Annotated in this window: 7 protein-coding genes; 4 read left to right on the plus strand and 3 right to left on the minus strand. The window is 51.2% G+C overall.

Translation table 11 applies throughout. From position 1 onward, the window contains the following. Nucleotides 1-164: 164 nt before the first annotated feature. Nucleotides 165-482 carry a thioredoxin family protein gene (locus AC286M_RS25625; protein WP_488207070.1) on the minus strand — a complete coding sequence of 106 codons (318 nt, stop codon included), beginning with the start codon at nt 480-482 and terminating at the stop codon, nt 165-167. A 483-nt stretch (nt 483-965) separates the two neighbouring features. Here AC286M_RS25625 and AC286M_RS25630 point away from each other — a divergent pair, with 483 nt between their 5' ends. Next, nucleotides 966-1,358 (plus strand): ArsR/SmtB family transcription factor, encoded by a 393-nt coding sequence (locus AC286M_RS25630; protein WP_488207071.1) that lies wholly within the window; start codon nt 966-968, stop codon nt 1,356-1,358. Between the two features lie 84 nt (nt 1,359-1,442). Further along, nucleotides 1,443-3,458 (plus strand): heavy metal translocating P-type ATPase, encoded by a 2,016-nt coding sequence (locus tag AC286M_RS25635; protein WP_488207072.1) that lies wholly within the window; start codon nt 1,443-1,445, stop codon nt 3,456-3,458. A 452-nt stretch (nt 3,459-3,910) separates the two neighbouring features. On the opposite strand, the gene AC286M_RS25640 is transcribed toward AC286M_RS25635, so the two are convergent. Together AC286M_RS25640 and AC286M_RS25645 are read right to left on the minus strand one after the other, a co-directional pair. Next, nucleotides 3,911-4,699 (minus strand): RNA polymerase sigma factor SigF, encoded by a 789-nt coding sequence (locus tag AC286M_RS25640; RefSeq protein ID WP_488207073.1) that lies wholly within the window; start codon nt 4,697-4,699, stop codon nt 3,911-3,913. Nucleotides 4,700-5,288: 589 nt separating this feature from the next. Next, nucleotides 5,289-6,421, minus strand: a protein-coding gene (locus tag AC286M_RS25645; protein WP_488204380.1) for an IS630 family transposase whose coding sequence is annotated in 2 segments (ribosomal slippage) — nt 5,289-5,995 and nt 5,995-6,421 — 1,134 coding nt in all. Because the reading frame shifts where the segments join, the coding sequence is not laid out codon by codon here. Between the two features lie 189 nt (nt 6,422-6,610). Between AC286M_RS25645 and AC286M_RS25650 the strand changes: the two genes are divergently transcribed. Together AC286M_RS25650 and AC286M_RS25655 are read left to right on the plus strand one after the other, a co-directional pair. Continuing rightward, nucleotides 6,611-10,636: a glycerophosphodiester phosphodiesterase family protein gene (locus AC286M_RS25650; protein ID WP_488207074.1), complete on the plus strand. Its 4,026-nt coding sequence runs from the start codon at nt 6,611-6,613 to the stop codon at nt 10,634-10,636. A gap of 395 nt (nt 10,637-11,031) precedes the next feature. Beyond that, nucleotides 11,032-15,009, plus strand: coding sequence for a phytase (locus AC286M_RS25655; RefSeq protein WP_488207075.1), 3,978 nt, complete (start codon nt 11,032-11,034; stop codon nt 15,007-15,009). The last annotated feature ends 82 nt before the right edge of the window (nt 15,010-15,091 follow it).

The following is a 15,091-nucleotide window of genomic DNA, read 5'->3' on the forward strand; positions in this document are numbered from 1 at the left end:
CTTCAGAGAATAAAATCTGACCGTTAACGGTCAAGATTCGATCACATCTCGATCCACGACGCCATTTAATCAGCCTGTCGGAAATCAGCCTGTTATGGACTGTTGTAAAGTAGGCATCACCCACCAGCCCCAATCTTTGGTCAGCCAAAGTCAGGCTAACCCTGTTAAGAGGCCGTTTCTAAAACCGCCTGTAGCCGACTCCGAAATTCACCTTTCGGATGTCCCCCTTTTACTTCACCCAAAATCTGAAACTCATCGCTTTCGGGTTCCTCACAGACTAAATAGGTCGGCCATCCCATTGCTGATTTATCAGGATACTGAGCCAGCAGAATCTGGCGGTACTTCCGATAGGTAGCCGTATCCTGCATTTTGACGTTGATGAAGTCCATCCCTAGTTCGGCGGCAACTTTCTCGTCATAAAAGGACATTTTGTGGCAGATGCCACAGTCTTCAGACGAAAACTTAATGACAGCACGACTCATGAGCGTTTCAATCTCTTTCGGTACATTGCAATTCCCCATTTTCCCAGAGATACTCTGAACTCGTGCCGAAACCGATGTAAATCGTCAAGAAAAATCCCCAGACTCTCCGAAGAGAGGCCAGGGATGAATCAGGGTGCATCTACTAGTCACTCTTTTCCAAGGGCTATGAAGGCGATCCGGACAGTTTTACTAAATTATCGAGTTTTACCGAACTTTGTATGAGACCCAAAGCGATGTGGGATTGCCACGACACCAGGGGTTCATGATAGTCAATCACTCCACTACCATCTCGTTTACTGCGATTGGGATGCGATCGCATCCCAATTACATGAGTGGGAAAACCGTTTAGATAACGATTCAGAAAACAGTTGAAAAATCTCAAATCATCTGAATAGATATTCAAATGGAAATGATTCTCAGTATCATAGATCTGAAAGATATTTCTCAACTGTCTTTCAAATCAAGACGTTATTAATTTTGCTCATGGCTGATTCTCGCTCTACAAAGAACTCCAACAATCAGAATGCTGATGCCCCTAGCTGTGAAAAGTCCCTCGTGCATTTGGACAATGTACGCCAGGTGCAGCCTGAGGTCTTGGAAACAGAAAAAGCTCAGCGGATGGCGGAGTTTTTTAGCGCCTTGGCCGACCCCCATCGGCTGAAGCTCTTGTCAGCGCTGGCGCGGCAGGAACTCTGCGTCTGTGACTTAGCGGCAGCGGTCAAAATGGGGGAATCAGCGGTATCCCATCAACTCCGAGTATTGCGATCGCAGCGTCTGGTTAAGTACCGTCGCCAGGGCCGCAACGTTTACTACGGACTAGCAGACGACCATATCATGGCTCTTTATCGCGAAGTGGCTGAACATCTGGATGAGTAAACCCTGCCACCATTGCCGCTATCGCTAATTCGGTGTAACATCTGAATAACCTTTCAGATGTTCATAAAGTTTCCAGGTGGCCCTATGGTCGAGTCTCATCCCCCTCACGCTGGCGGTTGCTGTGGTGCCGAAGCAGCCTGTAGCCAGGAAACGGCGACCCCCCATCCCGTCGAGGAGCAGGGCGGGTGCTGTGGCCATGACCACGGACATGCCCACGATCGCAACGCCTTTGATCTCCGGCAGGAGCTAACTCCGATTGCGATCGCAGCCGTTCTTTTCCTGATCGGCCTGATCTTCAATCAAGCGCTGCACAATACCCCATTCGCCATTGCCGAATACGCCGTTCTAATTCCGGCCTACCTAATCAGTGGTTGGAGCGTCCTCACCACAGCCGGACGCAACATTCTGCGGGGGCGGATTTTTGATGAGAATTTTCTGATGACGATTGCTACGCTGGGTGCGATCGCGATTCATGAAATTCCTGAAGCAGTGGCGGTGATGCTGTTTTTTCAGGTGGGAGAACTGTTTCAAGGCTATTCCGTGATGCGATCGCGCCGCTCCATCAAAGCGCTACTAGAGGTGCGACCTGATACGGCCAATCTGAGGGTGCAAGATGACGTGCGAGTCGTCTCTCCAGAATCAGTCACAGTTGGAGACACAATCCTGGTGCGTCCCGGTGAAAAAGTGCCCCTAGATGGCGAAATCCTAGAGGGTAAGTCGCTAGTGGATACCTCGGCCCTCACAGGAGAATCCGTCCCGCGCACTGTTGCAACTGGTGACACTGTACTGGCGGGCATGATCAACCAGTCAGGAGTGCTCACTGTGCAAGTCACCAAGCCCTTCAGTGAATCGTCCATCTCCAGAATTTTGGAACTGGTCGAAAATGCCAGCAGTAAAAAAGCTGACACTGAAAAGTTCATTACCCGTTTTGCTCGCTATTACACCCCGGTTGTCGTGTTTCTCTCGCTCGCGGTGGCTATTCTGCCACCTCTATTTCTAGCGGGAGCAACTCCGGCTGAGTGGGCTTACCGAGCCTTAGTCCTGCTAGTTATTTCCTGCCCCTGCGGTCTGGTCATCAGCATTCCCCTGGGCTACTTTGGCGGTGTAGGTGGAGCAGCTAAGCGCGGCATTCTGGTAAAAGGCTCCACCTTTTTGGATGCTCTGACCCAGGTAAGAATGGTGGTCTTTGATAAAACCGGCACCTTGACCCAGGGCAGCTTTCGCGTCACCGATGTGATTACTCACAACGGTTTGAGTCAGCATCAACTGTTAGAGCTAGCAGCCCAAGCCGAGTCTCAGTCTAATCACCCCGTCGCCCAATCAATTCGACAGGCCTACGGACAGGTCATTGATCCCGCAGCGGTTCAGGACTATGAAGAGATTTCAGGCTACGGCATTCGCGCCCGAGTCAATGGACGAGCGGTGCTGGCAGGCAATGACAAACTCCTGCATCGCGAAGCGATTCCCCATGATGTTTGTGTCGTGGACGGCACCGTCGCGCATCTAGCCGTTGATGGTCAGTACAGCGGACGCATCATCATTGCCGATGAACTGAAGGAGGACGCTGTCGAGGCCATTCGCGCCCTTCATGCGCAGGGTATCCAAACCGCCATGCTTACGGGCGACAGCCAATCTGTGGCCGACAGGATTGCCCAAAAGCTGGGGCTTGACCAGTATCGAGCTGAACTGCTGCCCGAAGATAAGGTCGAAGTGCTGGAGGAATGGCTGCATCGAGTCCATCAAACTAAAGGCAAAGTCGCTTTTGTTGGGGATGGAATTAACGACGCACCGGTAATCGCCCGAGCCGATGTGGGTCTTGCAATGGGTGGACTCGGTTCAGATGCCGCCATTGAAACTGCTGATGTGGTGATCATGACTGATGCACCCTCTAAGGTTGCTGAAGCGATCCAGATTGCTCACAAAACGCTGCGCGTTGTTTGGCAAAATATCATTTTCGCGATGGCAATTAAGGGGATTTTCATCGCCCTGGGCGCGATCGGGTTTGCTAGTCTCTGGGAGGCGGTGTTTGCCGATGTCGGTGTAGCGCTGCTGGCCATTCTCAATGCGAGCCGGATTATTCGGAACCCTCAATCACATTAGGTATTCAGCTTGCCACTGGGAGGATATCGCTGTCTCAGTTCGTAGAGTGCCAATAGCCCTGAGCTAAGTAATATGGGTGCAGTGCGCGCGAGCGGCTTGTAGAGGAAAGTTGCTGTTAGCAAGGCGGTTGCCCAACCCCTCATTTTCACTAGTTTAGGCAAATCCCTGGACGATTGCTGTTTCAATAGACTTTATCGGAAATTGTTTTGTAGCGCGGCGAAGCCGCGCTACAAAACAATTTCCAACCCCAAAAACTTTATTTCCAATAAAGTCTAATACCTTTCCCTCAATCACCCAAAATCCTGATCCAGTCTAGCTAATCCATTTTGCTGACCTATCCGCCAAAAACACCATGAAAATAGGGTGGAATTGTTCAACAATTCCACCCTATTTTCAAACTGACGACACTCCGCTGACTTGGCTTTGATGTAGCGTTGGTTTCGCGTTATAAACTAAGGTTCGGTTCTGAACTGCTCAGTGGGCTGAAGATACTCAACCATTTGCTCAATACCGCGCTGGATACGGCGGGTAACGGTCATGGGGCTGACCCCGATTTTCTCAGCCACTTCTTTACGAGATAGACCTTTTAGAAACACATAGTCAATGGCACAACGGGTCTTTTCTTCCAGTTGACTCATCGCCCGATGGAGCTGCTGGCGATCTTCCTCTAGCTGTTGTAATACCTGGTAGTGAGCGTCGGGAATCGTGTCGCCCAGAGTTAATGAGGAATCAGACTGATAGCTAACGGTCGCATCTAGACTGAGCAGGGAACGATTTTTAGAGGCCATCTTCACTTCGCGCCACTCATTCACTGCAACACCCATCCGTTCAGCAATTTCGATATCGTTGGGTTGGCGGCCAAGCTCGCGGGTGAGGGCTAGGCGGGCTCTTTGACCTTCTTTTTGTAGATCTTGCCAGCGACGGGGAATTCTAACTGTATTGCCGCGATCGCGCAGGAAGTGCAGCATCTCACCGCGAATGTAGGGAACCGCAAAGGAGCTGAATGCACAACCTTGGGTAGGGTCAAACCGCTCAATGGCACGGATCAGGCCGAGGTAGCCAATTTGCTCTAGATCTTCATAGGGTTCAGAGCACTGATGGCAAACCCGGTGAGCAATCTTACGGACGAGACCAGCATTTAAGCGAACCAGTTGGTTCCGGAGTCTTACAGAGGGATTCTGCTTGTAAGCAATGAGCAGTTCCATACCACGGGTGCGAAGTGAGGTTGTTTGAGTAGCCATGTCTGCGGAGTACCTTAGTGTTTTGGAGTTCAATCATCGTTGAATTTATTCTCGGCAGAATGACCAATCGAAACCATCGTTGTTTTACGGGACTCTCACCCCTCATTTCGGCCTGATTCAGAGGAAACACGTATAATTTCGGAAAACCGCACTCAAACTGCTTAACATTTCGCAACAATTGAAGTAGCAAAAGCATAATATCGTTAAGCAAATAGCTGCTAGTTATTGCTTGCAATCCTTATTTCGCAAGGCTTTCACGCATCATCCATCGAATCTGAGTTGAAGCGCTAAAGACGAGCCAACCTTTTCCTTTTGCTTTGGGAAATTGGGGAAAGCGACTTGTGCTAGTTGGGTGACCTGTCTGGATAACCCTATAGTGCCCGCATAAACTGTTAAAATCGCGACCAAAATTGCGATTGTGTCGTGCTGCAGCTTCTAAGGTTAAGCCAGATCTTAGGCGTAGCTCTCAATAGGGTCGTTCGTTCTCCTAGCGGCTTAGATGGTGACGCAGGATTAAAAAACGAATTAGACGGATTTAAGCTTGATGAGGAGAAGGTTATGTTTTGTTTAGGCGTAACCTAGTGTTCAGTCAATTAATAATTGACGGGTAAAGTCTATGTAATTTAACCCTGGCATCGGCTGTTGTAAACCGCCAATCAATCCAGGTTTCTTCGTGATTACGATTGTCCTGCCAGGCATCAACCTCGGATTTGAGCGTCTCCAAATCAGGAATACGACGATCTAAACATTGACGACTGAGAATACTCAATTCGATTTCTGCCATATTCAACCAACTTCCATGCTTGGGCGTATGACAAAAGTCCAACCGACTCAAGATTCGCTGTGCTTCTTGTGGCTCAAACGCTTTGTAGAGCGATGCGGGCGAATGGGTATTGAGATTATCTTGAATCACAATCAGTTTCTCTGCCTGAACATAATCTGAATCAACCAACGTTTTGAGCAAGTGAGCATAATCGAGTGCCGTGCGGTGCTGCGTCACTTCCACCCGCCGCCATCCCACCATTGGCTCACAAATCATAAACAGATTCGCTGTACCATTGCGTTCATATTCATAATTGAAGCGTTTGGGGTGTCCCCGTTCAGCAGGAATGGGAACCAGGGTTTCTTTGACTAATTGTTTGGTTGCCTCATCAATGCAAATCACAGGAATCTTGGGATTGTAAGCTGTTTGATACACCTCCAACACGCATTCCATGCGCCAGACAAACTCGGCTGATTGTTCAGGCGGAATTACCCAGCACTCTTGTCGCCAGGGTTGCAGTTCGTTTTTTTCAGCACTTGTCGCACACTCTCATGGCTCAGTTGCTCAACATAGTTCAACTCGACCATCTGATCTGCTAGCAACCGCAATGTCCATCGCCCCTTTCCCTTCGGAACCTCGCTACAGCGCAATGCAATCAAATGCGCCTCAACCTCGCCATTTAATTTCCGTTTTCGACCGCCACCGGGACGGCACTTCAGCGCCGCTTCCAGTCCTTCCTCGACAAATTGCTGACGCACCCGCTCAATCGTTCTGATACTCATGCCAAAGGCATCTTTAATCTCCTGGTCACGCCAACTCCCACTTGGTTGATTGCAATCTGCTTTCAGGAGAATCCGGGCATGATTGATCGTATAAGCCGCTCGTTTGCCCGTTTTAACCATTTGTTCGAGTTCTTGTCGTTCTGCTTCGCTTAAGCTTACGATGTACTTTTTGACCATGTCAGCACCTTGATTGCACTGACTTCATCTTACTCTTTTACCCGTCATCCTTTTATTGACTGACCACTAGCGGTCTCAAAGATTAACGTTCTAATCAAGTGTTGTTGAACAGAAAATAGCAAGTCCTTAATATTTCCATGAAAACCTAACAGGTGTTGTCTAAGAGTGCATAGCACAAACACCTCAGTTATGGCCACTTTAAACGGATTTGCGTCATTGCCCGCCGATACATTTGCCGATGGGCCACCGTCGGGTGCCGATAATGGAGCAATCGATGCGATCGCACGTATCCAGCCTGTGTCGGGTAACGGTCGCACTGGCCCCTTCGACGGTCAGCCCGTGCAAGGATTTAGCGGTGTGCAGTTTGCCCCCAGCGGTACGGGCGATACGTTCTGGTTCCTATCGGATAACGGTTTCGGCAATGAAGCTAACAGCACCGACTACCTGCTGCGGATTTATCAGGCTGCTCCCAGCTTCAGCGGTAACGGTGGGGACGGCAGCGTTGAAATTGAGGGCTTCGTCCAGCTCAGCGATCCAAACGGCCTGATTCCGTTTGAGATTCAAAACGGCGATACCTCCGAGCGGCTGCTCACGGGTACGGATTTTGATATCGAGTCGTTTGTGATTGACGGCAACGGCGATATCTGGGTCGGTGACGAGTTTGGCCCCTTCATCCTGCACTTCAACAGCAGCGGTGAACTACTGGCAGCACCAATTCCCACGCCCAATCCGGTTGACCTCAATACGCTAAACGGTCAAGATCCGCTCGTCATCGGCCACCGGGGGGCCAGCGGTGATTTTCCAGAGCATACGTTAGAGGCTTATCGAGCTGCGATCGCAGCTGGGGCTGATTTTGTTGAGCCTGACTTGGTGATCACCAGTGATGGGGTGCTAATTGCCCGCCACGAGCCGATTCTGGACGACACCACCAACGTCTCTGAGGTGTTTGGCCCGGAGCGGATGTCCACTAAAATGCTGGACGGAGTAGAAGTCACGGCCTACTTTGCCGAAGATTTTACCCTAGAGGAAATCAAGCAGCTACGAGCTGTGCAGTCCCGCGATGGCCGCGATCCAGCGTTTGACGGGCTGTTTGAAATCCCGACGCTGCAAGAAGTAATTGAACTAGTGCAGCAGGTGGAAGCCGAAACGGGTGTTCAGGTTGGCATCTATCCGGAAACCAAGCACCCCACCTTCTTTGATCAGCAGGGGCTGTCACTGGAAGAGCCGCTGATTGAGACTCTACAGGCAACGGGCTTCACTGACCCCAATCGCATCTTCATCCAGTCCTTTGAGTTCCAAAATCTGATTGAGCTACAGGGCATGCTGGATGCAGAGGGTTTGGGCAATATTCCGCTGGTGCAGCTCTATGGCAACACGCTGCCGGATGCGCCCGTAGATGATGGGTTTTCGGCTCCCTACGATATTCGCTTCAACGTTGAGCAAGGTAACGATCTGGAGTCCATCTACGGTGCAGATTTCCTGGCGGCAGTTGAAAATCCACTATCGGAAACGACCGTCTATAGCGACCTCGATAGCCCAGAATTCTTGCAGGTAATCAGCGATCTCTATGCCGAAGGTGCTGGCCCCTGGAAAAACAATATCTTGCTGCGCGAGAGCTTGGATACGCCTGTCGATGGCAATGGCGATGGCGTGGCTGAAATCACGACGCAGCTCACGGGCGAGATCACCTCGTTTATTGACGATGCCCATGCCGCTGGGCTGCAGGTGCATCCCTACACGCTGCGGGATGAAGAGCCGTTCCTGACGCTGAATCCGGACGGTACGCCCCAAACCCCAGAACAGGAGTTTGAGCAGCTGATCGAGATTGGCGCGGACAGCTTCTTTACCGACTTTCCTCGCACGGGTGATCCGGTGCGCGATCGCATTGTTGCCGATGAAGTCCGCTCTCCCCAAAATCCGGACTTTGACTTCAATACGCTCAACGGTCAAACACCGCTGGTCATTGCCCACCGGGGTGCCAGCGGTGACTTTCCAGAGCACACCCTGGAAGCCTATCGCCTGGCGATTTACCAGGGAGCCGACTTCGTTGAGCCAGATTTAGTGATCACAAAGGATGGGGTGCTAATTGCCCGCCACGAGCCGATCCTGGACGACACTACCAATGTCGCCGAGGTATTTGGCCCAGAGCGGATGTCCACCAAAATTCTGGATGGCGAAGAAATTACCGCTTACTTTGCCGAAGACTTTACGCTGGCTGAAATCAAGCAGTTGCGAGCTGTCCAGCCTCGTCCCTATCGGAATCAGGCGTTCAATGGTGAGTTCGAAATTCCCACCTTTGCCGAGGTCATCGAACTGGTGCAGGAAGTCAGCGCGGCAGTGGGTCACAATATCGGCATCTACCCCGAAACCAAGCATCCCACCTTCTTCGACGAGCAGGGCCTATCGCTGGAAGAGCCACTGGTGCAAACGCTGGTTGATACCGGATTCACCAGTCGCGATCGCATTTTTATCCAGTCGTTTGAAGTCGCTAATCTGATTGAGTTACGCAATGAGCTTCTGCCTGCGGCGGGACTGGATGATCTGCAACTGGTGCAGCTTTTCGGCGATATTGAAGATACGTCGATTAACGCAGGTGGCGGCGGGTTTTCAGTTCCGTATGACTTTGTCGCCAATGCGGGCAAGTCTGAAACTGAGCTGCGCCAGATCTACGGTGACTTAGTAGACTTAATTGATTTCTCCGCCGCTCCTACCTATCAAGATCTGGCTAATCAAGCAGTCATTGACTTCATTAGTTCCTACGCCGACGGTCTTGGCCCCTGGAAAAACAGCATCCTGCTGCGGGAATCGTTGGCAACCCCAGTGGACGGCGATGGTGATGGCGTCGCTGAAATCACCACACAGCTCACGGGTGAAATCTTTCCGCTGATTGACTTTGCCCACAGTGCCGGGTTACAGGTGCATCCCTACACGCTGCGGGATGAAGAGCAGTTTCTGACGCTGGATGCAGACGGTAATCCCCAAACCACAGGCGATGAGTTCCGGCAGCTCATTGAAATTGGCACAGACGGCTTCTTTACCGATTTTCCAGAAACCGGACGAATCGTTCTAGAACAGTACGAGACGGCAGAAGAGTTTGCCAACCTCGGCGGTTCGCGCGGCTACGAAGGCATGGCGTTTAGCCCCGATCGGCTGACGCTCTACCCCATGCTGGAAGGTACCGTCTTTGGCGATCCAGTCGGCTCATTGCGGATCTATGAGTTTGATGTCACCACCCGTTCATTCGTTGACATCGTCGGTCTCTACCAGATGGAGGCCACAAACCACGCCATTGGAGACTTTACGCCGATCAGCGAGAACGAATATCTGGTGATTGAGCGGGATAATAATCAGGGCGCAGGCGCGGAGTTCAAGAAAATCTTCAAGGTCGATCTGTCTCAGGTGGATGAAGACGGGTTCGTCAAGAAAACTGAAGTCGTTGATCTGCTCAATATTGCCGATCCCAACGACCTGAATGGCGATGGTGACACCACGTTTACCTTCCCTTTCGTCACGATTGAAGACGTGCTGGTGATTGACGAAAGCACCATTCTAGTTGCCAACGACAACAACTATCCGTTTTCCATTGGTCGTGATTTTTCAGGCCAGGAAATTGACAACAACGAGATTATTTTACTTGGTCTCGATAACCCGCTGGATCTGGATTTGCGGCTGGGATCGGCATCCCTCACGCGGGACATCACTCAGGGATCGCGCGAGGCCGACATCCTGGCAGGCGGCACTGATGGCGATGACGTCATGTTTGGCAGCGATGGTGACGATATCCTGCGCGGTGACCTCAATTCATCGAACTCTCAAAATGGCATTGGCGACAATGACACCATCTTTGGCGAAGGCGGCAACGACAGGATCGGCGGCAAAGGCGGTAACGACTCGCTGTTTGGCGGTGAAGGCAATGACAAGATCTGGGGCGATGATGGCGATGACCTACTGCACGGTGGTCTCGGCAGCGATCGCTTAATGGGTGATTCTGCCGGAGGCCACGGTAGCGACACCTTCGTCCTCGCCTTAGGTGAAGGCACAGACCGAATTGTAGACTTTGAAGTGGGCACGGACTTCATCGGTTTGGCGGATGGTCTAGAGTTTGGCGTACTGTCCTTTGCTGGAAACGCCATTTTAGCGGGTAGCGAAACGCTGGCTATCCTGAATGGCGTAAATACCACAACCCTGAGTGAACTATCATTCGTGGTGGTTTAGGATTTGCCTAAACTGCTGAGATCAAGACGTTGATCACCAATTCATAAACTCGCAATACGATTCTGGGGGGCACGGCGACGCCGTGCCCCTGTACTTTATCTCATACCGAACTCGACTAGAAAAAAGCCGAATTATTTTTTGTGAAAGTCAGGTTATGCCTGACTTTCACAAAAAATAAAGGCTGGATTTATGAGCAAATTTTGTATCAGTCGTTCAATTCTAAAATTCAAGACATAATGTCTGAATAAACCAGCCTTTAACTTCAACGACTCTAGTCTTTAACTTGAGCTGATATTGTCGTCTGCGGAGTGGAAACACTGAATCATCCAGTATTTTTCCTCACACCGAATAGGTTAAGTGTTTCTCCCTGATAAACGACATGTGAGCCCCTTCCTATGACTGGTGAAATCCGTTTTGCAAGCTTCAATGCCTCTCTCAATCGTTCCAGTGCTGGCCAGTTAATTAACGACTTATCCACACCGGATAATGCTCAAGCTCAAGCCGTTGCTGAGATTATTCAACGCACTAATCCAGATGTGCTGCTGATTAACGAGTTTGACTATGACGAGAACGGCGAGGCGGCTGATTTATTTCGAGAAAACCATCTAGAAGTCAGTCAAAGCGGTATTGAGCCGATTGAATATTCCTATGTCTACGTTGCGCCGTCTAACACAGGCATTCCTTCGGGCTTTGACCTCAATAATGACGGCACAATTGGTGGCCCAGATGATGCGTTTGGCTTTGGCTTTTTCCCCGGCCAGTTTGGCATGGTGGTTTATTCCAAGTACCCCATTGATGAAGCCAATGTGCGGACGTTTCAGAACTTTTTGTGGAAAGACATGCCAGGGGCGCTGCTGCCCGCCGATCCGGCAGATGTAGACGCCAACGGCGATACGGCTAATTGGTATACCCTAGAAGAATTAGAAGCAGTTCGCCTTTCATCTAAAAGCCACTGGGATATCCCAATTCAAGTCAATGGCGAAACCATTCACGTTCTGGCTAGTCATCCCACTCCGCCTGTATTCGATGGGCCAGAAGATCGCAACGGGACACGCAACTTCGACGAGATTCGATTTTGGGCAGACTACATTGACGGAGCCAACTATATCTACGATGATGCCGGAAACTTCGGTGGTTTAGACTCCAATGCTCGCTTCGTTGTCATGGGCGATCAAAACTCCGATCCGTTTGATGGCGATAGCATTCTCGGTGCAATTCAGCAGCTTTTAGAAAATCCCCGCGTCAATACGACGGTCACGCCGTCCAGCCTTGGTGGGCCAGATGCTACCAAGAGGCAGGGCAGCAATAACCTCAGTCATCTCAGCGATCCGGCTTACGACACGGCAGACTTTGGTGAAGCGGAGTTTGGTGGCCCTGGCAATTTGCGAGTTGACTATGTGTTGCCGTCCAATAACCTGGATACCGCTGAAGCATTGGTGTTCTGGCCAGAAGCAGGCGGTGAGAACTTTGATTTAGTAGGGGATTTCCCCTTTCCCAGTTCTGATCACCGATTGGTTTACGCTGATGTTGCGATCGCACATTCCGGCTCTAGTCAAGATCGGGTTTCAGTAGGTGGGGTTGAGTTCCTGGGTGAAGTTACATTTGCGACGGGCACTGAACTAAATGGGACTGAAATTGGTGGACTGTCGGGGCTGACCTATGATGCAGCTCAGGGTGTGTACTATGCGCTGTCGGATGACCGCAGTTCTGATGCTCGCTTCTACACGCTAGAGATTGATCTGAGTGACGGTAGCCTGGATGAGGGAGATGTCGAATTCGTAAGCATAGCTCAACTTGCCGATGCAGCAGGCAATCCGTTTGCTGATGGCACGTTAGATCCAGAAGGAATTGCGCTGACGGGAATTGGTACGCTCTACATCTCGTCTGAAGGAGATGCCAGCCAACTGATTGATCCATTTGTCAACCAGTTCTCGATTACTGGACAGCAAATCAGCGAGTTGCCCGTACCCGACAAATATGCACCGACAGCGGATCAGACCAGTGGCATTCGCAACAATCTGGCGTTTGAAAGCTTGACCATCACACCGGATCAGCGTTTCCTCTATACAGCTACTGAAAATGCACTGTTTCAGGATGGCTCCGAGGCGACACTCGACACAGGCAGCCTCAGCCGCATTCTCAAATATGACCTCACCACTGGCGAACCTGTAGCCGAGTTTGTCTATGAAGTTGATGCCGTGCCCGATGTGCCCGTTTCGGCTGACGGCTTTACGACCAATGGCCTGGTTGAATTACTCGCAATCGACAATAACGGCACCCTGCTAGCGCTGGAGCGCGGCTTTTCGGTTGGGGTTGGTAACACGGTCAAGCTCTATCAGGTGAACACCCAGGGGGCGCTGAATGTCCTGGATACCCCGGATCTGTTCCGGGAAGACTCTGTGGAAGACGATGGTGAAATTTTGCCGCCAGGGCCGTTTGAAGTTGATCCAGCCGTAACCAAGGTCGAACTGCTGGACATTGAAGCAGACTTAGGGATTGAGCCGGACAACATTGAGGGCATGACCTTGGGGCCTGTCCTATCCAATGGTCGTCAGCCGCTCATTTTGGTCAGCGACAACAACTTTAGCGGCACTCAAACCACCCAGTTTATTACTCTAGCTCTGGACTTGGAGACCACACCAGCGGCACAGCCAGTGGTTGAAACGCCGCTGACGGTTGACGATGAGGACGGTACGACGCCGCTTCAAGGCGACTCCGACGATCCAGCGATTTGGGTGCATCCCACTGATCCCGCTCAAAGTGTGGTGCTGGCTACGCTGAAAGATGGTGGCTTGGTCAGCTTCGACCTAGAGAGCAATATCCTCGATACCTTTCGCCCCGATAACTATGGCGATATTCGCTATAACAATGTCGATTTGGTTTACGGCCTGGAGCGCCCGTCGATGCTGGGCGGCACAACGCCCGTTGATGTGGCCGTCATTAGCGATCGCGCCAATGATACGCTCGTTGTGCTGCAAATCGATCCGGCAACGGGAGAGCTGACCGATGTTACCGCTCCCGACATGCTGGAAACTATCTTCGGCGTAGATGATGGTGAAGCGACGGCCTATGGCTTAGCGACCTATACCAGCCCAGTGACCGGAACGTCCTATGCGTTTGTCACTCAGGCCAGTGGTAACCAGGTTGCTCAGCTTGAACTGGTATCCTATCTAGGGCCAGCAGATCAGTTCTATGTCAGAGCCGAAGTGGTGCGGATGATTGATTTGCCTGTGCCAACAGGTGATCCAGTTGATTCCCAGTCTGAAGGTTTAGTCGTTGATCAGGAAATGGGACTGCTGTACGTGGCCCTGGAAAACGAGGTCGGCATTCTCAAGTTTTTGGCTGAACCCGATGGCGGCGATGACTACGCGGTTGTGCAATCGATTGGCGCAGACTATTTAGTACCCGACATTGAAGGACTAAACATCTACTACGGGCCTGACGGGACTGGCTATCTGATTGCTAACAGTCAGGGTGATTCGTCCTATGCCGTCTTCAGCCGCGAGGGCACGAACGAATATCTCAGCAGCTTTATCGTTGGCGGCAATGGCGATATCGATCAGGTAAATGAATCGGATGGCCTGGACGTGAGCAACGTGCCACTCGGCCCTAACTTCCCGAATGGCTTGCTAGTGCTACAGGATGGTGCCAACGATCCGCAGAATGTGGTCGAAGATGACACCGAGCTAGAAAACAACAGCACCAACTTCAAATTCGTTCCCTGGGAAAACGTGGCTAATACCTTCGACAATCCGCTCTTAGTAGATCCCAGCAGTTATGCCCCCCGTCATCCCCAAAGCCTGATCCGTAGCGGCACCAACGCAGATGACGAGCTAGAAGGCGATGGCAGTAATATGACGCTGGCTGGCTACGCTGGAGACGATGCGATCGCAGGTGGCCTTGGTAACACAACTATTTTTGGTGGTGATGGGGATGATGTTTTGAGGGGCGATCTCAACTTCCGTCAGTCCGGCGGTAGCGTTGGTGGCGACGACACTATATTTGGCGGCGACGGCGATGATCGGATCGGTGGTAAAGGCGGCAATGACTCACTGTTTGGCGGTGCTGGCAATGACCAAATTTGGGGCGATGACGGTGATGACCTGCTGCGCGGCGGCCTTGGCAATGATCGTTTGATGGGCGATTCCGCTGGTAGCCAGGGTAGCGATACCTTTGTCTTGGCGCTAGGTGAAGGCACAGACCGAATTGTGGACTTCGAAGTGGGCACGGACTTCATCGGTTTGGCGGATGGTCTAGAATTTGGCGCACTGACCTTTGCCGGAAATGCAGTTCTAGCTAATGGTGAAATGTTGGCCATACTGAATGGCATCAATACGGCAACATTGACTGAATCATCATTTGTAGTGGTCTAGCCAGTTGCTCAAAATCAGCAATCCGAAAATTCCCATCAGTCAACCAAAAAATCAGCATCCACAAAAAGAAAGATACGGTTGA

Source organism: Thainema salinarum CENA647, assembly GCF_057732415.1.